This is a genomic window from Fictibacillus enclensis, assembly GCF_001457035.1.
GTDB lineage: Bacteria > Bacillota > Bacilli > Bacillales > Fictibacillaceae > Fictibacillus_C > Fictibacillus_C enclensis.
The window spans coordinates 88738-111213 of record NZ_KQ758622.1; the positions used below are offsets into that span (position 1 = coordinate 88738).

16 protein-coding genes and 2 riboswitches are annotated in these 22476 nt (G+C 47.7%); of the genes, 13 read left to right on the forward strand and 3 right to left on the reverse strand.

The window, feature by feature from the left end:
* From AS030_RS21415 to AS030_RS21425, 3 genes are all read right to left on the reverse strand, one after another.
* Nucleotides 1-1146 (reverse strand): response regulator, encoded by a 1146-nt coding sequence (locus tag AS030_RS21415; RefSeq protein WP_061975557.1) that lies wholly within the window; start codon nucleotides 1144-1146, stop codon nucleotides 1-3.
* Nucleotides 1127-2923, reverse strand: coding sequence for a sensor histidine kinase (locus tag AS030_RS21420; protein WP_061975559.1), 1797 nt, complete (start codon nucleotides 2921-2923; stop codon nucleotides 1127-1129). The genes AS030_RS21415 and AS030_RS21420 overlap by 20 nt, the downstream gene beginning before the upstream one ends.
* 213 nt (nucleotides 2924-3136) lie before the next feature.
* Nucleotides 3137-4036, reverse strand: coding sequence for a DMT family transporter (locus AS030_RS21425; protein WP_061975561.1), 900 nt, complete (start codon nucleotides 4034-4036; stop codon nucleotides 3137-3139).
* Nucleotides 4037-4255: 219 nt separating this feature from the next.
* Between AS030_RS21425 and AS030_RS21430 the strand changes: the two genes are divergently transcribed.
* From AS030_RS21430 to AS030_RS21485, 13 genes are all read left to right on the forward strand, one after another.
* Complete coding sequence (locus AS030_RS21430; RefSeq protein WP_061975564.1) at nucleotides 4256-4501, forward strand: phage holin family protein; 246 nt, start codon at nucleotides 4256-4258, stop codon at nucleotides 4499-4501.
* 251 nt (nucleotides 4502-4752) lie between these two features.
* Nucleotides 4753-5730 carry an AAA family ATPase gene (locus AS030_RS21435; protein ID WP_061975566.1) on the forward strand — a complete coding sequence of 326 codons (978 nt, stop codon included), beginning with the start codon at nucleotides 4753-4755 and terminating at the stop codon, nucleotides 5728-5730.
* The gene (locus AS030_RS21440) at nucleotides 5727-6998 is read left to right on the forward strand and encodes a DUF58 domain-containing protein (protein WP_061975568.1); all 1272 of its coding nucleotides are present in this window, start codon (nucleotides 5727-5729) and stop codon (nucleotides 6996-6998) included. Before AS030_RS21435 ends, AS030_RS21440 begins: the two co-directional genes overlap by 4 nt.
* A complete protein-coding gene (locus AS030_RS21445; RefSeq protein ID WP_061975570.1) occupies nucleotides 6985-9171 on the forward strand; it encodes a DUF4129 domain-containing transglutaminase family protein in 2187 nt (728 codons plus the stop codon). The genes AS030_RS21440 and AS030_RS21445 overlap by 14 nt, the downstream gene beginning before the upstream one ends.
* A 41-nt stretch (nucleotides 9172-9212) precedes the next feature.
* Nucleotides 9213-9314: riboswitch (purine riboswitch) on the forward strand.
* A gap of 134 nt (nucleotides 9315-9448) precedes the next feature.
* The gene (gene guaA, locus AS030_RS21450; RefSeq protein ID WP_061975573.1) at nucleotides 9449-10987 is read left to right on the forward strand and encodes a glutamine-hydrolyzing GMP synthase; all 1539 of its coding nucleotides are present in this window, start codon (nucleotides 9449-9451) and stop codon (nucleotides 10985-10987) included.
* Between the two features lie 132 nt (nucleotides 10988-11119).
* Nucleotides 11120-11221, forward strand: a riboswitch (purine riboswitch).
* A 131-nt stretch (nucleotides 11222-11352) separates the two neighbouring features.
* Nucleotides 11353-12651 (forward strand): NCS2 family permease, encoded by a 1299-nt coding sequence (locus AS030_RS21455; RefSeq protein ID WP_061975575.1) that lies wholly within the window; start codon nucleotides 11353-11355, stop codon nucleotides 12649-12651.
* A gap of 374 nt (nucleotides 12652-13025) precedes the next feature.
* Nucleotides 13026-13793, forward strand: a complete 768-nt coding sequence (locus tag AS030_RS21460) for a vWA domain-containing protein (RefSeq protein ID WP_061975577.1) — start codon at nucleotides 13026-13028, stop codon at nucleotides 13791-13793.
* A 27-nt stretch (nucleotides 13794-13820) separates the two neighbouring features.
* Entirely contained in the window at nucleotides 13821-14615 is a 795-nt protein-coding gene (locus tag AS030_RS21465; RefSeq protein ID WP_061975579.1) for a hypothetical protein, read from the forward strand.
* 11 nt (nucleotides 14616-14626) lie between these two features.
* Nucleotides 14627-14986, forward strand: coding sequence for an EsaB/YukD family protein (locus AS030_RS21470; protein WP_061975581.1), 360 nt, complete (start codon nucleotides 14627-14629; stop codon nucleotides 14984-14986).
* 11 nt (nucleotides 14987-14997) lie between these two features.
* Nucleotides 14998-19026, forward strand: coding sequence for a type VII secretion protein EssC (gene essC, locus AS030_RS21475; protein ID WP_061975584.1), 4029 nt, complete (start codon nucleotides 14998-15000; stop codon nucleotides 19024-19026).
* Between the two features lie 129 nt (nucleotides 19027-19155).
* Nucleotides 19156-19428, forward strand: coding sequence for a WXG100 family type VII secretion target (locus tag AS030_RS21480; RefSeq protein WP_061975586.1), 273 nt, complete (start codon nucleotides 19156-19158; stop codon nucleotides 19426-19428).
* Nucleotides 19429-19522: 94 nt separating this feature from the next.
* Nucleotides 19523-19678: a hypothetical protein gene (locus tag AS030_RS23870; RefSeq protein ID WP_156412604.1), complete on the forward strand. Its 156-nt coding sequence runs from the start codon at nucleotides 19523-19525 to the stop codon at nucleotides 19676-19678.
* Nucleotides 19679-19826: 148 nt separating this feature from the next.
* Nucleotides 19827-22466, forward strand: coding sequence for a tetratricopeptide repeat protein (locus AS030_RS21485; protein ID WP_061975588.1), 2640 nt, complete (start codon nucleotides 19827-19829; stop codon nucleotides 22464-22466).
* Nucleotides 22467-22476 lie beyond the last annotated feature (10 nt).

Below are 22476 nucleotides of genomic sequence, written 5' to 3' on the forward strand. Positions count from 1 at the left end.
CTACTCCTGTCTTTCGCTGTTCCGATATTCAAACGGCGTGACACCAACAACCTTTTTGAACAGTTTGGAAAAGTACTTTTCGTCCTGGTACCCAAGCATCGAGGAAATGGAGTAGATGCTTTCGTCCGTTTCCCTCAGCCAGTATTTGGCCTGATCTGTTTTTAATCGGGCCAGGTACTTGGACAGGGGCATGCCGGTTTCCTGCTTGAACTTTCTAGAGATATGTTCACGGCTGAAAAAGAAACGGTTTGCGAGCTTTTCCAGCGTAATGTCTTCCATATAATAATGATCCACATAGGAAATGATGTCCTGCATGCGGCGGGCGGCTTCCAAATCATCAAGCCGCTGGATGGACCGGAAATTCTGTTCCTCCATTTCTTTTTGCAGTTTAGGGAAAAGGAGGGGGAGGTGGTCCAAGGATTCGATGATCCCGCTTACCAGCCGGACGGGTATGTCCAGGTGATGGACGAGCCATTCCTCTGCTGCGAGCCATTCCCCGCGCACTGTGATCACCAATCCGGAGTTGTGCTGATGCTGAAGCTTGAAGGCATACCCGAGCCAGCGTTCCAAAAGGTGATCAGCCAGATCATCAAGATGAGCGTCAGGCTGATGCATCTGATAGAAAGAAAGAAGAGTCACCTCATAGGTTTCCGCTTCGGGAAGGTAGGGTGCAACCAATTCAAGTTCGGCCGGTTCACCCTGACAAGCTGCTGTCATCACCTGGTTCAGCCGGAGCCGTTTGGCATCTTCAGTGAAAAGAAGATTCTGTTGTTCTTCTTTCCATGCGTTGGCCGCTTTTTCAAGAGTAGCGTTAAAAGCCTCTTCTTCAATCGGCTTCAGCAAATAATCGAAGCTGTTGTTCTGGATGGCTTTTCGCATAAACGCATAATCGTCATACCCGGTGATCATTACCACTTTTCCGGGATAGGAAATGCTGTTCAACCATTCAATGAGTTCAATCCCGTTCATGCCGGGCATTTTGATGTCGGTGAAAATCAGTTCCGGCTCAGCTGTCTCAATGATCTGCCGGGCATCATCTCCATTGCTTGCTTCCAATATTTGTGTCACTCCATTGTTGTCCCATTGTCCCAGGTGTCGGATTACGTCCCGTACATTAAATTCATCATCAGCGATTAAAACTTTCATGGCCATCCTCCTTTCCATCGGTTGGTTCTGACAGGGGGATCGATAGTTTCACAGAGAAGCCTGTTCCTTGTAATGTATCAATCTCAAGGCTTGTGTTTGACCCGTAATTTAACAGGAGACGGTCGTATATATTTTTCAGACCGATATGTTCATTTGGAAAATCTCCGTCAACCGTGGAGGCGTAAATGTTCTTCCTTAACTCCTGAAGGGCTTCATCACTCAGGGTGGGGCCTTTGTTTTCCACAAAGAGGTATAAATAATCTTGTTCAAGCGTTCCGTAAATGGACAAATGGGCCTGATGCGTTTTTTCATACCCGTGTTTAAAAAAGTTTTCCACGAGCGGCTGAACAATCATGCTGGGAATGGTCAGTTGCATGATCTGATCACTGAGCTCGATTGAATAATTTAACGAGCGGCCAAACCGTTCTTGCTGCAGGATAAGGTAGGCTCTGATATAGGCTATTTCGTCCTTCACCATCACCCACTGGTTTGCCTGAATGGAGTATCTCATCATTTTCGAGAGAGACGTCAGCAGCTGATAGACTCTTGGTGCCTTGGACCGGAGGGCAACGGCTCCGATCGATTGGAGGGCATTAAAGAGAAAATGCGGATTCACCTGGGATTTTAGCGCCCTGAGCTGGTTTTTCCGGTTATCGATTTCAAGCTTATATTCACGGTCGATGTGATGATTGATCCGGTGCATCATTTCTTGAATGTGGGTCTCCAGGTGGCCGATCTCGTCTTTTCTGCTCGTATCGAAGGAGACATTCATCTTTCCGCCTTCAATGGACCGGACTTTGTCGCTAAGCTCCTGGATCGGACGGGTGATCCGGTAGGAGATGAAGCCGATCATTAACAGTCCGAGTAGTCCCACACCAAGGCCGATTAAAATGTTGGTGTAGGCTGTTTTCCTTACGTTGGAAAACAAGACATCACTAGGGGTAATCTTCACAAGCTTCCATCCATCGAGCGGTCCTGACAGGGTTTGGGAAAAGACGATATTTTTCTTTGACTTCGGGGCATTCATCTGTCTTTGTAAAGAAGCAGGAACCTCTTTGCCAATGAGGGACCGATCGCTTCCGTACGTCACATGATTGTTGTCATCCATCAACAGAACAGACGCGCCGTTTTTCTGTTCTACTTTTTCAATGATACCGGAGTACGTGCCAGGGGTGATGTCCATCGTCATGATGCCAAGGAACCGACCTGACAGAATATCTGTGATCTTATGGTGAATCGTCAGCACTGTGGTGTTATCGGATTGAGGAACAATGGCTACATTATTGTAGTTTTTCAGCGCATGTGGCGGTTCAATGATGTACTTTTGCTTAGAGTGAAGCAGGTGCTGAACGGGCTTTTCCTTTAAGACGTCCGGTCTGTGTTTCCTTGTGCTGACAATCGCGTTGTAAACGGTGAACGACTCCTGATCTCTGGCGATGTAAAAACGTAGCTGGCGGATTTCCTTTCGCATCAGGTAAAAGGTCTCCAGGCTTTTTTCCATGGAGGACTGATCCAGGTAAATGGAATCTTTGAATCCATGCTGAAATATCCTGAATAAATCAGGATTGCGGTACAGGATATACGGCAGATCCACCAGGTCACTAAAGTACTGCTGAAGTTCCTCCGCGTTTTTCTGCATTTGTGCCCGGCTGTTTTGCAGTTCGTGCCGCTCCACGTTATTTTTGGTTACGCCATAGAGGATGACGACCGTTAAGAAGTAAGGAATAAGAATAAAAAGAACGAGCATCAGCAGCAGGCGGCTCCGAATGGTTGTCATGCATGCCCTCCTTTCATATAAAGGCGGGGTTTGTTTTCTGTATGTAAGTCCAACATATACTTCGTTACTATGAAAAGATTTACGCTGATACATAATTTACCCATTTTATAAATCAATAATTCTCTAAGTAAATTGGTGATCTGATGAGCAAAAAGGGGTCGGCGGAAAAACTAAACAGGCTGCTTCCTTAAAGGAAACAGCCTTCTAGTAGTATTAAACACTCGAATCGGGCATCGTCTTCGATTTAAGCTTCATATTTACAAACATGATACTAACCACGATAAACAACAACCCTACGACCAAATTCAGGGTAATACTTTCATGCAGCAAAAACGAACTGCAAAGGATGGCGATGAGCGGAATCAGGAAGGTGAAGGACCCGACCTTGCTCGCTTCGCCCGAACCGACCAGCGTAAAGAAGGCCAGCCAGCCAAAAGCAATCACAAAGGTAGAAATGAAGAGTAGATTTACGATAAATGGAGTCTCCCATTTGATCATTGACCAACTTTCAAACCCGGTGCCCGCGCCTAACAGGAAGATTCCCCCGATAAGCAACTGTATGGTAACCATCCAAATAGCATCCACCCGGTCACCGGTCTTCTTCACATAAACAGTACCAAGTCCCCAGCCGATGGCGGAGCCAAGCGCTAGTATAATGCCGATTGCGGAAATGTCTCCTGTAAATCCGCTGGCGCTGATGATCGCCACACCTGCAAATCCGAGAAATAACCCGATAATTTTTAAACCGTACATCGATTCCCCAAGCCAAATCCAGCAGAAGATCCCAAGCAGCACAGGCTCAACGAAAACTATGGCGGAGAATAAACCTGCCGGGGCGTACCCGAGGCCTAATGTCTGAAGTCCGTAAAAAAGGATGATGTTAAAAAAAGCGGAAATGAAATAAAAGTGCCACGTTTCTTTAAAACGAAGCTTCTTCAACCGTGGAAGTGCAAAGAGAAGTAAAATAAGGCCGCCCAAAATCGTTCTGATTCCTGCAAACAATAATGGAGGTGTGTAGTTAAGTGCCATCTTGGATAATGGCCAATTGATCCCCCATAATATCACAAGGAATGTAAGCAGAAAGGCGGTTTGAACTCGTGAAAGTTGTTTCATCGTTGTGCCTCCTCGACGTATACGTAAAACATATTACGCCTATCAAAATAAATAACAAGTTAAATGCTCGATCCTCGATGGCCTTCAACATTTCCCGAGAAATATCTACAGATTTTTCATGGATATCGACAGAATTAGAACAGGACCGTTCTGTTCTGCCGTAAAGTTATCCGACATACATTAGTACAAATAGCAACGCATCAATAAGGAGGGCTAAGAATGGACATTATCAATGATTTTGCTCCGTATGTTGGGTTAGCCGTCATTTTGTATGCCATCCGTCAGACATCCAAGGTATCAAACCGCTATATCCCGATTGTGGCGATTGTGCTTGGTGTGCTGTATTCCTTCTGGGAATCAGGCGTATCGCCACATACGACATTGATCGGATTAAAGTACGCATTGCTTGGCATTGGAACAGTCGCCGGTGTAAAATATTTCATAGAGTCATCGGCTAAAAAATAACATTCACGAAACCGCACATAAGTCGCCGGGGATTTCCCTGCGGCTTTTTTATATGTTGTGGGCAGCGTCGGGCTTCATCTCCTTTGTAAAATTTTTGCCGAAACAAGGAGAAGAGGCGAGGGTTTTCGAATTTAATACTATAGGTACTATCACCTAGACAGAATTTGGGGATGAGGGTTATAAGGCTGAAAGTACGGGAATATCCAAAGTATGGTATGCCCGTGAGTAGCCGAATATGAAGGGGGATTCTAATGAGTGTAAACAAAGCCAGGTATGACAGTTATCGTTCTGAACTTGATGCGGTAATTAAGAATATAGAGCACGTAATTGTAGGAAAGAAGCAGATTTCCGAGCTGAGTCTTGTTGCCCTGCTTGCCGGCGGGCATGTGCTGCTCGAAGACGTACCGGGTGTTGGTAAGACGATGATGGTGCGTGCGATCGCAAAATCCCTCGGCCTTCAGTTTAACCGGATTCAGTTTACCCCGGATCTGTTGCCTTCTGATATTACTGGTGTTTCTATCTTTAATCAAAAAGAAATGAATTTTGAATTTCGGCCCGGCCCGTTGATGGGCAATGTGGTTCTGGCCGATGAAATCAACCGTACCTCACCAAAGACACAGTCCGCCTTGCTTGAGTCCATGGAAGAAAAAAGCGTAACCATTGATGGCCACACTCATATCCTTCCCAACCCTTTTTTTGTTATGGCTACCCAGAACCCGATTGAATATGAAGGAACCTATCCGCTTCCTGAAGCCCAATTGGACCGTTTTCTCCTGAAGCTCAACATGGGCTATCCCACTCCAGACGAAGAAATGTCCATACTCAACCTGATGATTCATGACCATCCCATTGATAACCTGAAGCCCGTTGTTACATCCGGGCAGCTGCAGGAGATGAAACAAAAAGTAACGGAAGTCTATGTGGACGACACCGTTAAAAAATACATTATTGATCTTGTCAATCGTACACGGAACCACCGCTCCATTTACCTCGGAGCAAGCCCGCGCGGATCGCTTGCGCTCATGAAGGCTTCCCAGGCGCTGGCGTTTATTATGGACCGCGATTTTGTGGTGCCGGACGATGTGAAATATCTCGCACCATACGTACTGACCCACCGGATCCTTTTAAAACCGGAAGCGCGGTTTGAAGGGGAGTCAGCAGAGTCTGTCGTTATCGAACTCTTAAACCGTGTTCCTGTACCGATTCAGAAAGGTCATCATGCCAGATGAAACGATTAACATGGAAACTGGGCAGCAAGTACAAGACTCTACTTGGTCTGACCGGCATCATGATCCTGCTTGGACTGCTTTTTTCATACGCCATGTTCCAGGGAGGATTTGTAAGCTGGTTTCTGTTTTACAGCATGCTTCCGTTTGTGGCGTATACCATTACCATGGTATTCTATCCGCTTCATAAAATTGAAATCACCCGGACACTGAATAAAGATCTTATGATGGCGGGTGAGGAACTGGTGGTCACGATTGAACTGAAACGCAAGACGCCATTTCCGTTGTTCTATCTGATCATTCATGATGAAATTCCCGCCCCTTTATATAATGAAGCCCTGCATGACGGGGAGGAGGACCAGATTCATTCCCGCGTGCTGTTTTTTCCGTTGTTTAAAAAGAAGCTGGTCTATCTATACCGAATTAAGCCGGTACCAAGAGGCATATTTGAGCTGAACAGCATTTCGCTCCGGACCGGGGATGTTTTCGGTTTTGTTCAAAAGGAAATCAAGGTCCATCTTAGCGACCGGGTTTTTATCTATCCGCGCTACCAGGAAATTGAGCATCTGGAGATAGATAGACACCTCCAAAACGGGGTTCAAAAGTCAGGGAGAAATTCAATGACCGATTATACGTCAAGCGTGAGCGTAAGGGATTATGTGCAAGGTGACCGTCTGTCCTGGCTGCATTGGAAGGCAAGTGCACGCTCCAATAAATTGGTCACAAAAGTGTTTGAACACCAGCGCAACAACGATTATGTCATCGTGCTCGATCAGTCCGTGCCGAGCTATAAAAATAACGACTCTCTATTTGAAAAGGCGGTGTCGTTTACTGCCTCCATCACCCACTATTCGGTGCAAAAAGGAGCATCACTCGGCCTTCACAGCAGCCGCAGCAAGCAGAGGGTGCCGATGAATACCGGTACTGACCATGAATGGCGGATTTTTCATGAGCTGGCAGGGATCCAGCCCCATCTTGTGGAGCCTTTTTACGAATGGCTCCGGCGCGAGTTTAAGGATGGCCGGCTGGAGAGCCGGACGGTTGTGGTCATCTCTCCGCTGCTGGATGATGTGATGATGAAGACACTGGAATTGGTTTCGGCCCGCCAGGCGAATGTGATTTTCTTTTACATGTCACCGAATGACAGACTTCATCCGCAGGAATTAACCTATATTCACCGGTTAAACAATGGTTTAATTCCGACCACAGCCATTTATGGGCCTTACTTCAATGAGGCGTTAAAGGCAGGTGCAAATCGTGCAAGCATTTAAAGAAAAACGGCCGCCCGCGCTTTATTCTCTTGTGCTTTATTTTCTCGGTTTCATGCTGCTGTGGGAGTGGCTCCGGCCGCTGAACCAGATTTCATCAACTGAAGACACCCACGTCTTTGTGGTGTTTACGGCGTTTTTGTTTTTGATCACCTATTTTCAATTGCCGTTGTGGATCTCATTTCCCATTAAATTCGTTGCCCTTTTGTATGCACTTCATTCTCTCTACTATCCGGATCTGTTTCTTTCCTTTCAATGGGTTCCACATCTGCTGGGAGATATCCAGGCCAACATGGCGATGATCTGGAGCCGGAGCTGGACCGAATTGTCCTCGATCACACGGTCACTGCTGTTCCTCGTTTTGCTTTGGCTTGTAAGCTATCTGATGAATTACTGGCTCATGCAGACAAAGCGGATTTTTTTGTTTTTGTTCATGACCGTTTTTTACATTACCGTTCTTGATACGTTCACTCCGTATGATGCGAAGGTGGCAATTGTCCGGACCGTATTTATCGGACTTATTCTCGTCGGAATTCTCCGGATCATGAAGATTGTGGAGAAAGAAGGCTTTTCCCTGATGAAAGGCCGGTTTCCGGTGATGTGGATGGTGCCGCTGACAGTAGTGATCGCTCTGTCGTCCACATTGGGGCTGCTCGCTCCAAAAGCGTCTCCGCAATGGCCGGATCCTGTACCATTTCTTTCTGCGTTGAACAACTCGGATGAGGACATTCCGGGAAATGGCAACTCGTTTGGCCGGATCGGCTACGGCACCAACGACAGCCGGCTCGGCGGTCCATTCAAGTTTAATTATGATGAAGTGTTTACGGCAAAGGTGAAAGAGCGCCATTATTGGCGGGTGGAGACGAAGGATATGTATACCGGAAAAGGATGGGAGAGTTCCGAGCGGGATGAACCGCTGTTTCTGAACCGGGACCATGTGGAATACAACGCATTGGGCTCTAACCTGATTGAACCGGGCGGGGCGGAAATGGAAAAGCAAAAAGCCTCCATTAAAATGACCAAACGGTATCCGTTTATTGTTTCCCCCGGGGTGATTACTTCGCTCCGTGCAAGGGAAGATGTGAATTTTCTGATGCATCCCCAAACCGGAAAAATCAATACGTTCAGCCAGAACCGTTCGACCGAACTGAAAAGCTATCAGATGGATTATGAACTGCCGCAGTATGACGAAAAAAGGCTGCGCGAAAGCGGGGGAGATTACCCGAGATATGTTTCCGGCCTTTACCTCCAGCTGCCGGCAGAACTGCCAAAACGAGTAAAGAAGCTGGCTGCCAAGGTGACCAGTAAACTCGACAATCCGTACGACAAGGCAAAAGCTGTGGAAAATTATTTTGCCCTCAATAACTTTGGCTACGATACGGTAAACGTGCGGGCTCCAAAAAGAGATGAGGATTACGTTGACCAATTTTTGTTCAAAGCGCAAAAGGGGTACTGCGATAACTTTTCTTCCGCTATGGTGGTAATGCTGCGGTCCGTCGGCATTCCGGCCCGCTGGGTGAAAGGATTTACGTACGGTGAATACCAGGAAACGAACAAAGATTACAAAACCTACAAAATCACTAATGCCAATGCCCACTCCTGGCCCGAAGTATATTTTTCAGGAGTAGGCTGGGTCCCATTTGAACCGACACGCGGTTTTTCCAACCCGAGTTCTTTTGAAGAGGAAATTCAAAGCGCTGCCGCTCCTGCTGCTCCTGCAGTTCCAAAAGACAAGAAAAAGAACGAGATGAAACCGGAACAAAAAGAGCGGGGTTCGGATAAAGCGGCAAAGAAAAGCGATTCCGGCGTGAACATCGCCGGTTTTGTGACGCTGTTCCTTGTGTTGGCCGCTGTGCTGATCGTTGCTTTGTTCCGTAAAAAATGGCTGAGACAGTATTACATCTGGAAGTTCCGACGGCAAAAAGGCACGGGAACTTTTGCGCAAGCCTATCACCGTCTTTTGTATCTGACTCAGCTGTACGGCTTAAAGCGCGACCCGGCTTTCACCCTGAGGGAATATGCCGCCTATGTTGACCGTTCTCTTGATACGAAAGATATGAAAGTCCTGACATCTGCGTATGAATCGCTGCAATACGGAAGACGGGACAGCACGGATTACTGGAACGATACGAACCGAAAATTGTGGGAAAATTTAATTAAAAGGCTGCGGGGTTGACCGCCTGACAAGCCATTGTTAGAATGTGCTTAAGATATTATGCCGTATATATGATTCACCTTCGTATATCCTCGATAATAAGGATCGAGAGTCTCTACCGGGCCGCCGTAAATGGCCTGACTATGAAGGCAGGGTTCTTGATGTATAAGCCGGAATTCTGCCTTTGTTTTTTTTGTTGAAAAAACAGAGTCGGGATTCCGGTTTTTTTATAGGCAAAAGGATATACGGGGGTAAATATTGCAAATACTACGGAAAGATCAATAGATGGGGTGACAGAATGAATTTAGCCAATGAGATGATTGTCGTTTTAGATTTTGGGGGCCAATACAATCAGCTGATCGCAAGACGTATTCGTGATCTTGGCGTATACAGCGAACTGCTTCCGCACACAACTACAGCAGAAGAAATCAAAAAGCTGAATCCGAAGGGAATCATTTTCTCCGGCGGACCGAACAGCGTTTATGCAGAAAACTCGCCTTCCGCGGATGAAGCGATTTTTGACCTGGGAATTCCGGTACTCGGAATTTGCTACGGCATGCAGCTGATGAGCCACCACTTTGGCGGAAAAGTTGAACGCGCCAATCACCGTGAGTACGGAAAAGCAGAAATTACGATTGTGAACCAGTCCAAACTGTATCAGGACCTTCCGGAACAGCAGGTCGTGTGGATGAGCCACAGTGACCTTGTTCTTGCGCCACCGCAAGGATTCGTTACTGATGTAACAAGCGTTTCTTGCCCGGTTGCCGGGATGAGCGATGTTTCCCGCCATTTGTATGGCGTGCAGTTCCACCCGGAAGTGCGCCACAGCGAATACGGCAACGAACTGCTCCGCAACTTCATCTTCTCGATCTGTGAGTGCGAAGGTAACTGGACGATGGAAAACTGGATTGAGGACGAGCTTCAAAAAATTCGTGAACAGGTTGGCGACAAGCGTGTTCTCTGTGCGCTTTCCGGCGGTGTGGATTCTTCCGTTGTTGCGGTATTGATTCATAAAGCAATCGGCGACCAGCTGACTTGTATTTTTGTGGATCACGGACTTCTTCGAAAAGGAGAAGCCGACAGTGTGATGAAAACGTTCAGTGAAGGTTTCCACATGAACGTCATCAAGGTCGATGCCAAGGACCGTTTCCTGGGCAAGCTGAAAGGTGTTTCCGACCCTGAGAAAAAACGTAAAATCATTGGTAATGAATTCATTTATGTATTTGATGAAGAAGCAAGCAAACTTAAAGGTGTCGACTATCTTGCCCAAGGAACGCTTTACACCGATATCGTGGAAAGCGGAACAGCTACAGCACAAACGATCAAGTCTCACCACAATGTTGGCGGGCTTCCTGAAGATATGCAATTTACATTGATCGAACCATTGAATACCCTCTTTAAAGACGAAGTCCGCAAAGTAGGAACAGAGCTTGGAATTCCTGATGCGATTGTTTGGCGCCAGCCATTCCCAGGACCTGGTCTTGGCATCCGTGTTCTTGGTGAAATAACGGATGAGAAGCTTGAAATCGTGCGTGAATCCGATTTTATTTTGCGTGACGAGATCGCCAAAGCAGGTCTTGAGCGTGATGTATGGCAGTACTTTACTGTTCTTCCGGACATTCGCAGCGTAGGCGTTATGGGTGATATGAGAACGTACGATTACACGATCGGTATCCGTGCCGTTACATCCGTTGACGGAATGACGTCCGATTGGGCGCGTATTCCGTATGAAGTGCTAGAGAAAATTTCCACACGCATTGTGAACGAAGTAGACCACATCAACCGCGTGGTGTATGACATTACGTCCAAGCCACCGGCAACAATCGAGTGGGAATAACAGCAAAATACGAACGTTAGATAATATTACCAGAAAAATATTCGGAAATAGATTGACGAAACGTGTAGCAATTTGTATAATTTCCATGTATACAGTATAAAAGTCACAGGATCAAAGCTTTTGACCGCTTTAACCGTGAGTGCTTAAGTCATTCGTATAAATTTGGGAATATGGCCCAAAAGTTTCTACCAGGCTGCCGTAAATGGCCTGACTACGAAGGTACATGGAATTGTATATGTGATTTGCAGCAGCTGCAGCAGATTTATCATATCTTTTTCCGTTCCCTTTGTATGTTAGCTCAAGGCAGAAATAAACGCCTTGAGCTTTTTTTGTTTTTTCATATTAGAGAAATCAGGGGGATGAACATGAAGAATTACTTCAACTTCGACAAGCATGGTACCACGTACCGGAAAGAATTTATCGCAGGACTGACAACGTTCCTGTCCATGGCGTATATCCTTTTTATCAACCCGTCCGTGTTGGGTGAAACGGGCATGGACAAGGGTGCCGTATTTACCGCAACAGCTCTGGCTGCGGCATACGGAACGTTATTTATGGGGCTTGTGGCCAAATACCCGATCGCACTTGCGCCGGGAATGGGACTAAACGCGTTCTTTACGTTTTCCGTTGTGCTTGGCATGGGGATTCCTTGGCAGACCGCCCTTTCAGGTGTTTTGTTATCCGGACTTATTTTTATTGCGATCACCATTTTTAAAATTCGTGAAACGATCATCAACGCGATTCCGGTTGAACTAAAATACGCAACCGCATGCGGAATCGGTTTGTTTATTGCTTTTATCGGTTTAAAGAGTGCAGGGATTGTCGTATCCAATGAAGCAACATTTGTAGGGCTTGGCCACTTGACGAAGCCGGATACACTGCTTGCGATTTTCGGATTCATCGTAACGATTTTGATGGTTGTCCGCGGTGTGCGCGGCGGGATTTTTTACGGAATGGTTATTACGGCGGTTGTCGGCATGATCTTCGGACTGATCGATACACCTTCCAAAATTGTTGGTTCTGTTCCGAGCCTTGCGCCAACGTTTGGCGAAGCGTTCACGAACTTCGATAAAGTCTTTACACCGCATATCATTGTCGTTGTGTTAACATTCTTCTTCGTTGATTTCTTTGATACGGCTGGAACGATCATGGCAGTAGCGAGCCAGGCCGGAATCATGAAAGAAAACAAGCTTCCGCGTGCAGGACGCGCGTTGTTAGCGGATTCATCGGCAATCGTGGTTGGTGCAACTCTTGGTACATCATCCACCACCGCTTACATCGAGTCAGCCTCCGGTGTTGCAGCGGGCGGACGTACAGGTTTTACTTCTGTCGTAACGGGTTTGTTCCTATTATTAGCGTTGTTTTTCTCACCACTGTTGGTAGTAGTCACCCCAGCTGTAACCGCTCCGGCCTTGATCGTTGTCGGTGTGCTCATGGTTGGTGTGCTTGGCAAGATTGAATGGGAAAAGCTTGAGATAGCCGTACCGGCATTCCTGACGATCATCGCAATGCCGCTCACGTACTCAATTGCCACAGGGATAGCGCTCGGGTTTGTCATGTACCCGGTAACGATGCTCGTGAAGGGCCGCGCCAAAGAAATTCACCCGATCATGTATGTATTGTTTGTCATCTTCGTTTGTTACTTTGCTTTCTTGGTGGAGTAGGAAGATAAGTGAGGAGCCCGGACAGCTGTCCGGGTTTTTTTTTGTTATGCTGGTGTTTATTACGAAAATGACTTGAATGGTGAGTAAATGAGTTATTTCCGTGAGTAATAGCCTTAAAACGGTGAGTAAAGGATCCATTTCTGAGAGTAAATCTTCAAAAATGGTGAGTAACTAACCAAAATCCGTGAGTAAACCTTTCTAATAAGCAATGTGCTCCAAAAATCATCTGGAAAACACTGTATTAAAAAACAGGAAATAGGGAAATAGTCACATAGTAGCTGGATTGCTCTTCTGACCTACACTTTTCCAGCTTTTTTTCTTACAATATAGAGTAGGAACTAACTAAAACTATTAAACTAGGGGACGGAAAATAAATGGATTATCGCCTTCAAGCAACACAGCAAACACCCGCGTATATTATGTACTTGCTCGACATCAGTGCCTCGATGAACCAGTTGATGGATGCGGGGAACCACCAGGAAAAAAGACGGATCGATGTCGTGACGAGCGCGCTGAACTCAGCCATCCGTCAGATGGTGTTCCGGTCAACAAAAGGAAGCCGGCTGAGCCCCCGCTATAAGGTTTCGATTCTGGCCTACAGTGACAATGTTTTTGATGTACTCGGCGGCATTAAGAGCATTGATGAGCTTGCCCGCATGAAGCCGCTCGATAATGTGCAGACCCAGCGTCTGACAAATACGGCCAAGGCATTTTCCGCTGCGGAAAAAATTCTGCTTCTGGAACTGGACAAGATGCAGGATTGTCCGGCACCATTAATTTGCCACATGACTGACGGTGCTTATACAGGAGAGGATCCTGAGCCGATTGTGCAGCGGATCATGAATCTTACCGTGCCGGATGGCAAAGTGCTTGTGGAAAATATTTTTATATCGGACGAAATTTTGTCCAAGCCTATTGAGAATTCGAAAAAATGGCCGGGGATCATGTATGAAACCGTGCTGGATGAAGACTACGGCAACAAGCTGAAGCGTCTGTCGAGCCCGCTGCCGGAAAGCTACCGTGAAATGATGATCGAAACCGGCTATAAAATTGAACCGGGAGCGCTGATGATGCTGCCGGGAACGAATGCCGATCTGGTTTCTCTTGGCTTTCAGATGTCTGCTGCCACACCTGTACGATAAAAAATCCAACCGGTTTGAGGTGAGTTCATGTACACGTTCTACAGTGACCAAAAGAAAGAAACGCCGGTATCATCTGTGTACCGGGATCCTTTTTCGATACGATATGGGTATGCCCGGGCGAACGAGACTCAGGAAGCGGACGATTTCGGACAGGATTTTCTCGCATTTGAAGTGAAGGAGAGAAGCCTTGTGTTTGCCGTGTGCGACGGGGTCAGCCTGTCGTTTTGCGGAGATTTGGCTGCACGCTTTTTATCCGAAGAGCTTCTTCAATGGCTGGGAAGCCAGACGCCTGAAGAGTTAAAGGACGAGTCCTTAATCAAAGAAAAACTGACAGAACACCTGGGGGAGCTGACGGCCAAAGGGACAGAGGCGATCAGAAGGCACCGGCTGCCGGGATCGATGCCGCCCATCCTGAGGGAAGTGCTGGAGGAGAAGCGGACAAACGGCAGTGAGACGATGTTTTTGTGCGGTCGGATCGACATGGCCGATGATATCACGCATAAGGCTCACGTTTTTCTCGCTTCATCCGGAGATTTGCGGCTCAGGCTCTGGGGTGAGGCTGAAGAGATTTCTAATCCGCACATCACTTCGGATACGAAAAAGCGCTGGTCCACTAAAGACGGCATCATCGGCGGGAAGATTCAAATCGCAACGGGAAGCACGCTTAAAGACACACGGCGGATTGCGGTTTATTCGGATGGATTTTCAACGATCGACGGTTTGAACACATTGCCTTCGACCGATCAGCTGCAGATTCTTGTGAAAAAGTCGCTGCAGTCCCCATTAAGTGATGATCTTTCCTTTTTGGATATCGCCTGGTAGGAGGAAGAAGGATGGAAGACATTATTTTGACGTTTATACATAATGAGCAGGAGCGGGATTTGCGCCTGCCCAATCATCTGGAAAGCAAAAAAATCGCCGAGGCGCTACACGAGTGGCTCGGTTTTGAACGGGGCTGGGGAGAGGAGCCCTATGACCTGGAGTACTCGTTTAACCAGAAGAACTGGTTCCGGCTGGAGAAAAAGAAATCGCTGAGCGAGGCAGGTATCTGGGACGGAGCATTTATGCGATTTTGCCGGGAAGGACAGTCGTCTCTCCCAAAAGAAGATGACTTTGTTGCCGATGACGATACAGAAGAGGATCAGGCTCAGGTTCAGGCCGAAAGCGGCTATGCCTGGAAGATTATTGAATAGGAGGGAACGGGATGAGAAAATCGCCGTATTTTAAACGGGCACCGCGGCTTAAGCTGGCCATGCCGTCAGGAAGAATGGTCGTCCACCGCCCGAAAGCGGAACCGAGCGAACCGAAGTTTTCGTTCGAGTCGATGATCATACCCATCTTTCTGACACTCGCCACGGTCGGGATCATGTACTACATCTCAAAAACGATGTACAACAGCGCGAGCTATGCCATTTTTATGATGGCGATGAGTATACCGATGCTTGGCTCATACCTTGCGACAATCGTGATCCATTTCAGGAAAAAGAAAACGTACCGGCTGGAAGTGGAACAGCTGCACAACGAATATTACGAACAGATCAAAAAGCATCATGCCGAAATTGAAGATTTGAAAAACAGGCAGTCCCAGTTTTTGCGGGACAAAGATCCGAACCCTAAGGATTGTGTACGCAGGATTGCCGACCGCAAAAGCTCGCTCTGGGAACGGGCGTATAACTCTGAAGACTTTATGGATTTGAGGTTCGGCCTTGGCTCCCGACCGTTTCAGATGGAGATCGAGGTGCCGGCGCAGGATGGGTATGACGTGAACCCGCTGATTGCAGAGGCGCAAAAGCTGCAGACCGACTACCTGGAGCTTCAGAATGTGCCAGTCTCCATTCCGCTGCAGGAAAAGCGCGTGGTTGGATTGGTCGGGGACCGCGGAGATATCCTTGAGATGGCCCGTGTGCTGGCGCTTCAGCTCGTCACGCACCAGTCGCCGGAAGAGGTCAAGCTGGTTACCGCTTATACGGAAAATGAGAGTGAGCAGTGGGGCTGGATGAAGTGGCTTCCGCACGTGTGGGATGAAGACCGCGAACGCCGCTATGCAGCAGAAGGAAAGCTCATGGCCCAAAAGCTGTTTGAGCGGCTCTACAGCAAGCTCAATATCCGCCGTCTCGAGCAGGAGGGAAAAGACAACACTGATGTTATCCACATTCCCGAGTATGTGTTCTTTTTGCCAAGCCTGGCGCTGTTGGAGGATGATTCCCTCCTGCCGCTCATTTTAAAGCAAGGGGACGCGATCGGTGCGTCTGCCGTGCTGATGGCTCCGACAAAGGAAGCCCTTCCGATGGAGTGCGAGCTTATTGTGGAAGTGCGGGACGGTGTGGCCCAGCTCTATGAAACCTTCTCAAATGACGAGGATGAAGTGGTTTATTTTACCGGTTCCGAAAAAATTGCCATTGATCATTTCTCGCTCATTGAAGCGCAGAACATGTCACGGATGATTGCACCGCTCAGGGTGAAGCAGTCTTCGGCCGGCGTGATTCCAAAAGTGCTTTCCTTCCTTGATATGTACGGTGTAAAAAAAGTGGAAGAGCTTGATGTGATCAACAAATGGAACGAAAACCGCTATCCGGACACACTGCCGGTTCCGATCGGTGTAAGAGAAGGGCGTAAACCGGTTTATTTGAACATACACGACAAGATTGAAAAGAAGGGGCATGGGCCACACGGATTAATGGCGGGTACGACCGGTTCCGGTAAGAGTGAGGTCATCCAGTCGATGATCCTTTCGCTTGCGGCCACTTACCATCCGCATGACATGGCATTCATGCTGATCGACTATAAAGGCGGCGGAATGTCCAACACGTTTCAGGGACTGCCGCATGTGGTGGCGACCATCACGAACCTGGAGGATCCGAACCTGATCAACCGGGCCAAAATATCGCTTCGCGCCGAGCTTGAACGTCGGCAGAAGCTGTTCAACCGTGCGGGCAACATCCAGCATATTGATGAATACTTCAAGTCCGAGTGGAAGACGAAGGAACCGCTGCCTCACTTGTTCATTATCATTGATGAATTTGCCCAGCTGAAAAAGGACCAGCCAGAGTTCATGGACGAGCTTATTTCCATTGCGGCGATCGGACGTACGCTTGGGGTCCATCTTCTGCTGGCCACCCAAAAGCCGGCCGGAGTGGTGGACGATAAAATCTGGAGTAACTCACGGTTCCGAGTTTGTCTGCGCGTGCAGGATGACAATGACAGCCGGGAGATGATCAAGATTCCGAACGCCTCGAGCATCAATGTGCCGGGCCGTGCCTATTTTCAGGTCGGAAATAATGAAGTACTCGAATACTTCCAGTCCGCGTGGAGCGGTGCCGGCTATCATCCGGAAAACGACGAGGAAAACAATATCGTCACCATTTCAGAAGTGAAGCTCGATGGGACGGATGAAGTGCAGAAGAAAATTAAAACCGACAGCAAAACGGCGGAAAAGCAGATTCAGGTGCTCATCCGTTATATGAAGGAAGAAGCAAAAAAGAACGGGGTTCAGCCGCTTCCGGGTCCATGGCTGCAGCCGCTTCCGGAAAACTTGCCAATCACCCATCTGGTCGAAACAGACAAGTGGACGTCAAATACTTGGAATGAGGAAGGCAAATGGATGGAACCTGCCGCCGGTATGATTGATGACGTGGAAAATCAGGATCAATATCCGCTCCATATTGATTTGAAGGAAGGGCACCTGATGGCATTTGGCATGCCGGGAACAGGGAAGACAACGTTTCTGCAGTCGGTGCTGCTGTCGCTGTTCCATCATCACGGTCCGCGTGATCTGTACACCTATATTATTGACTTCAGCCGGCGGATGAAGGACTTTTCCCGTTTTCCGCAGGTGGGCGGTGTGGTGCATGAAGAAGATACCGAAAAAATACAGCGGCTGTTCCGTTATTTCTTGAAGGAACTGCAGGTGCGCAAAGAGCTTTTTTCCAATGAAGGCGTTAGTTCTCTGGAAACGTACCGCAGCATCACGAAGAAATCGCTGCCGGTGCTATTGCTCTGCATTGATGGCTATCACCGGTTCCGTTCCACGTTTGAGTTTGAAAATGAGAAGCTCGAAACCATCCTGCGAGAAGGAGCCACATACGGCATCCTCGTGTTTGTGACGGCGAACCAGACCAATGACATGTACGAACGCTATCGAAGCAATTTCACGTCCATGGTGGCGTTCGAGCTTGCGGATCCGACCGACTATTACTATGCGGTCGGACGGCCGAACTTTGAAGCCGTCAACCTTCCGGAGGGCCGGGGCTTTGTGAAGGGCCACAATCCGCCGCATATTTTTCAGGCGATGCTTCCTTACAATGGCGGCAGCGAGCTTGAGAAGGTATCCTTTATCCGCGAACTATCAGGAAAAATGATGGAGGAAGCGAAGAACGAGCGGGCCAAGCCGATCCAGATGCTGCCGAGCGAAATTTCGCTCAACCAGCTGCTTGATGAGTTTCCGCCTGCCGATACTAAGCTTTTGCCGTACGGTATTGATGTGGAAGATCTCGATATTCAGTCGCTGGATCTGGATGACGCGGACCATGTCTTTGTGACGGGGCGTGTGGAATCCGGCAAAACGTCACTGCTGCAGTCCCTGACCTTGTCAATGATGTACCAGTACCGACCGGATCAGATCGATCTCTATTTGATTGAAATGGAGCCGCAATCCAAGGGAATCATGAGCATGGCCAGCTTTCCGCATGTTAAAGGGTATGCCACTGATTTTATGCAGGCGAAGGAGCTGTTTAACGACATCGCCGCTAAAATGGACGAGCGCAAGACCGACAGCCTTTCCTTTGGGTGGGGAAGCGGCCAGGAAGACAATGCGTACTCGCCAGTCGTCATTGTGATCGATGATGCAGAAAATTTCATGCAGCAGATGAACATGGATTTTGAAATCAAGGATCACTTGGAAAAGCTGACGAGAGAAGCACGGCAGAAGAACATTCACTTTATGATGGCCGGTTCGCTTACGAGCATGAACAGTTATATGCATGATGCGTGGTTCATGAACATCAAGAAAAAGTTTGCCGGATTCCTGCTGGGCTCTACCTTAAGCAACGACCTGTACTTCTTTAACATGCGTCTTCCGCACGCGGAGACGGATAAGGAGCTTCCTGCAGGTGACGGCTATATTATTAAAGGAAAGCATACGAGGATCAAGGCGGCCCTTCCGTTTATCTCGGCCGAAGAACAGCACCAATGGGAGTCTATAGTCCGTGAGAAAAACCAAGTTTTAGAAATGTAGGAGTGGTCAGGCAGGTACATGTGTACCAAATTGCATAGGAAAAAAGGATGAAAAAGGGTTTCGGATGTTTCTAACTGGGTAAATGTATTGTATATTTGCCTCATAATGGAAAAAAAGGAGATGAAATGAATGTCAGTAAGAATCCTCGTAACACCAGAAGAACTAGAAGCTATCGCACAAAAATTCAGAAGCGGATCCGACAACAGCCGCCAGCAAACACAACAGCTTTACCAGGCACTTCAATCACTTGAAGGGAAATGGGATGGAGCAACGAAAAAACGCTTCTTCGACCAATTCGAACAATCTCGCCGCCATATGGAGGCTTATGTACAGTTACTTGACAACATCGACCAAGAGCTTCGCCAAATCGCAACTCGTTTCCGCACAGTCGACGCACAATAAGGAATCGGTTGATTTAAAGCAAACCAGAAAGACTAGTCAATTCCTTTGGCTGGTCTTTTGTTTTGGGAGTTTCCTGGACATTCATTTGGATGGGATGGGAGCGATTCTGCTCTTTGGACCGGCCTATTATATTGCCGCCTTCGTATACAAATGGAATAGACTGCTCGCAAGGCTTGCCATGATTGTCGTTTCATTCCTCTTTTTTCTTTTGCTCGGATTGGCCATCGATGGCATGGGCAAGACCGCCTGAGAGATAAAAGGGTGTGTATTATTGAGCGCGGGTTTTGTAAAATAATACAGAAAGCAATAGATTCATGGTTTATCATTGTCGAAAAAAGAGAATGTATATCATTGGCAATTACATAGCCTAATGGTCTCAGGGATAGGAGTTTGGCATTATGAGTTTTCAGCCGGAAGTTGGCGAAAGCATTCGCCTGTTTGGAAGGAGATATACGTTCCCCAAGCACCCCGCCGTTGTGGGAATTGATATTCCTTACGGACAGGAAGGGCGCCAGGGTACGGTCTACCAGATCAAAGAAGAGAATACGAGAAATAAAGCGGCACTGAAGGTGTTCAGGGACCGGTTTAAAAATAAGAATCAGGTCCGCCTATCCGAACAGCTTAAAAACTATTCTTCCTTTTACGGGCTGTCTGCCTGTCTGCGTTCGGTGATCGAGGAAGACGAGCATGCGAGGCAGGTCGGCCAGTATGACGACTTGAACTATGCCTTGATCATGCCATGGATCGATGGTCCTACATGGGCCGACATTCTGATGGGTGAGCAGGCACTGTCCAAAGATACCTGTCTTCGTATTGCCTGCTTGATGGCTTTTCTTTTAAAAGAGCTGGAAGAGGCAGGCGTGGCTCATTGTGACCTGTCATCAAGCAACGTGATGCTGCCGTTTCTTGGGGAAAGTGCCCGGCCCATTTTTGCCGATATTGAACTGATTGATATCGAGGAGCTATACGCACCCGAATTGGACGAGCCCAAAGCCCTGCCGGGTGGATCGCCCGGATATGCGGCCAATTATGTGAAGGTTGGCATCTGGTCAAAGGAGGCCGACCGTTTTGCGGGAGCGGTTTTAATCGCGGAAATGGCATCCTGGCACGATAAGGAAGTACGCAGTCTGAAGGCAGATGACTTCAGTTATTTTGATACCGATGAGATGCAAAGCGACAGTGAACGCTATAAAAAGCTTAAAGGTGTTGTTGGAAAGACCTTGGGTGAAAAGGGTGAGGCGCTGTTCGAACAAGCTTGGAAGAGTGAGAGTTTGCAAGAATGTCCTTCATTTTCACAGTGGTACGAGGTTTTTCCCGAGAGTGTGAAAAGCTTTGTGATGAACAGCCATGAACGATATATGGCTTCGAAAAAACCTTCCGTGCCGCTCGGTGCCATGAGCCTGGACACCCTTCTGCAAATTGCCGCAGGGTTTGAAGGACTGGGCAATAAAAAAGCGGCGCACAGTGAGTACCAATACATCATGCAGCAGTTTCCTGAACAGAAGTCGGTCGTCGAAGAGCTGCAGATGCTTCTGAGTGATGAGGAAGAAAGCCGCCGGCCGGAGCTCGTACCGTTGCATTATCTCGAGGCTGCCCAGCATTTTGAAAAACTCCGGGATTGGAATACCGCCCTTATTTTTTATACGCGATGCACCCAGCTGCCTTCGGTTGACTTTACGACCAAGGAAGAGCTGTCGATCATTATCGAGGAAATTCAAAATCAGATCAGGGCAGAGGCGGAGCAGCAGTCCACTGCGGAAAAGCTGAAGCTGATCGCCAAGGAACGGGAACAGACAACAGCCGCCGCACTGGCTGAGCCGCTTGAAGCACATAGAACGGAAAAGCAGAAATTCAACGCAAAGGTGTTCTTTTCCCGCCATTGGAAATGGATGGCCGGAACCGTTGCTGCGGTCTGCCTTGGCATCGGACTTTATTACCTGTACGAGGCAGCTCAGGAAAAGAAATGGAACGATTACATAAAGCAGGGAACCGAAGCGTTCTCTGAACGGAGATACAGCGAGGCTGAACAGTATATTCAAAAGGCGATCGATAAAAAGCCGACTGAAGATCTTTACACGAAAATGGCCACGATCTATATCAGCCAGGGGCAGAACCAGCAGGCCATTCAGTACATGAATGACTTGAAATTCAAGAAGGAACTGTCTTCAAAGAATACCGAGGCCAACTATCTGATGGGCCGCGCCTACTTTTTGGAGAAGGATTACAACGACGCCATTCCTTATTACCAGGGAGCATACAAGGATAAAAAGAACAAATACCACCAGGACGCCATCCGTGACCTGGTTGTCAGCTATGCGTCCATTAACCAGCTGAAAAAAGCAAATGCGCTGGTGGAGCAGCTGCAAGGGAAGGACAATCAGTCCAAGGCGTTTGTGGCCTATCTAAAAGGTGATCTCGCCACCAGACAGGGGAAGAGCTCGGAGGCAGCAGATTTCTTTGAACAATCGGTGGATTTGGATCCAGGAAACAAAAAGTACGCCAAGAAGCTTGTTGAAGCTTACATCACCAACAATAAGACGAACCAAACGGATGATGCCACAAAGGTAAAAACGTACGAAAATGCGATTACGCTGGCGAACGGACTGCTTCGTGATGATTATACGAATATCGATTACCTGAACATGACCGGCCAGCTCTACTATGAATACGGATTATATGCTGAAGATAGAAAGCAAAAGGCGAAAAGCCAAAATTTATATAGAGAAGCCTTGAACTCGTACAACCAGGTGATTGACCTGGGAATTCAGGAGAAAACAACGATTCTCAATATTGGCATCCTGTACGAAAAAGTCGGGGACAAGAAAAAGGCAGAAAAAACGTACAAGCAAGTCATCAAGCTGAATCCGATTTACGGCCACGCCTATTTTATATACGGAATGTTTCAGATAAAAGAAAAGAACTACAAACAGGCATTGCCGCTGCTGAAAAAAGTGATTCAAATCAACGATGACGCAACCGATGTGAGCCTCGCGAAACAGCGCATCAAAGAAATGGAATCGAAAAAGGTTTTGATCTAGGGAGGGACAA

Bases quoted from the DNA above. Each gene is read 5' to 3' on its own strand.
- AS030_RS21415 (WP_061975557.1), bottom strand. From the start codon at position 1,146: ATGAAAGTTTTAATCGCTGATGATGAATTTAATGTACGGGACGTAATC.
- AS030_RS21420 (WP_061975559.1), bottom strand. From the start codon at position 2,923: ATGACAACCATTCGGAGCCGCCTGCTGCTGATGCTCGTTCTTTTTATT.
- AS030_RS21425 (WP_061975561.1), bottom strand. From the start codon at position 4,036: ATGAAACAACTTTCACGAGTTCAAACCGCCTTTCTGCTTACATTCCTT.
- AS030_RS21430 (WP_061975564.1), top strand. From the start codon at position 4,256: ATGGACATTATCAATGATTTTGCTCCGTATGTTGGGTTAGCCGTCATT.
- AS030_RS21435 (WP_061975566.1), top strand. From the start codon at position 4,753: ATGAGTGTAAACAAAGCCAGGTATGACAGTTATCGTTCTGAACTTGAT.
- AS030_RS21440 (WP_061975568.1), top strand. From the start codon at position 5,727: ATGAAACGATTAACATGGAAACTGGGCAGCAAGTACAAGACTCTACTT.
- guaA (WP_061975573.1), top strand. From the start codon at position 9,449: ATGAATTTAGCCAATGAGATGATTGTCGTTTTAGATTTTGGGGGCCAA.
- AS030_RS21455 (WP_061975575.1), top strand. From the start codon at position 11,353: ATGAAGAATTACTTCAACTTCGACAAGCATGGTACCACGTACCGGAAA.
- AS030_RS21460 (WP_061975577.1), top strand. From the start codon at position 13,026: ATGGATTATCGCCTTCAAGCAACACAGCAAACACCCGCGTATATTATG.
- AS030_RS21465 (WP_061975579.1), top strand. From the start codon at position 13,821: ATGTACACGTTCTACAGTGACCAAAAGAAAGAAACGCCGGTATCATCT.
- AS030_RS21470 (WP_061975581.1), top strand. From the start codon at position 14,627: ATGGAAGACATTATTTTGACGTTTATACATAATGAGCAGGAGCGGGAT.
- essC (WP_061975584.1), top strand. From the start codon at position 14,998: ATGAGAAAATCGCCGTATTTTAAACGGGCACCGCGGCTTAAGCTGGCC.
- AS030_RS21480 (WP_061975586.1), top strand. From the start codon at position 19,156: ATGTCAGTAAGAATCCTCGTAACACCAGAAGAACTAGAAGCTATCGCA.
- AS030_RS23870 (WP_156412604.1), top strand. From the start codon at position 19,523: ATGGGAGCGATTCTGCTCTTTGGACCGGCCTATTATATTGCCGCCTTC.
- AS030_RS21485 (WP_061975588.1), top strand. From the start codon at position 19,827: ATGAGTTTTCAGCCGGAAGTTGGCGAAAGCATTCGCCTGTTTGGAAGG.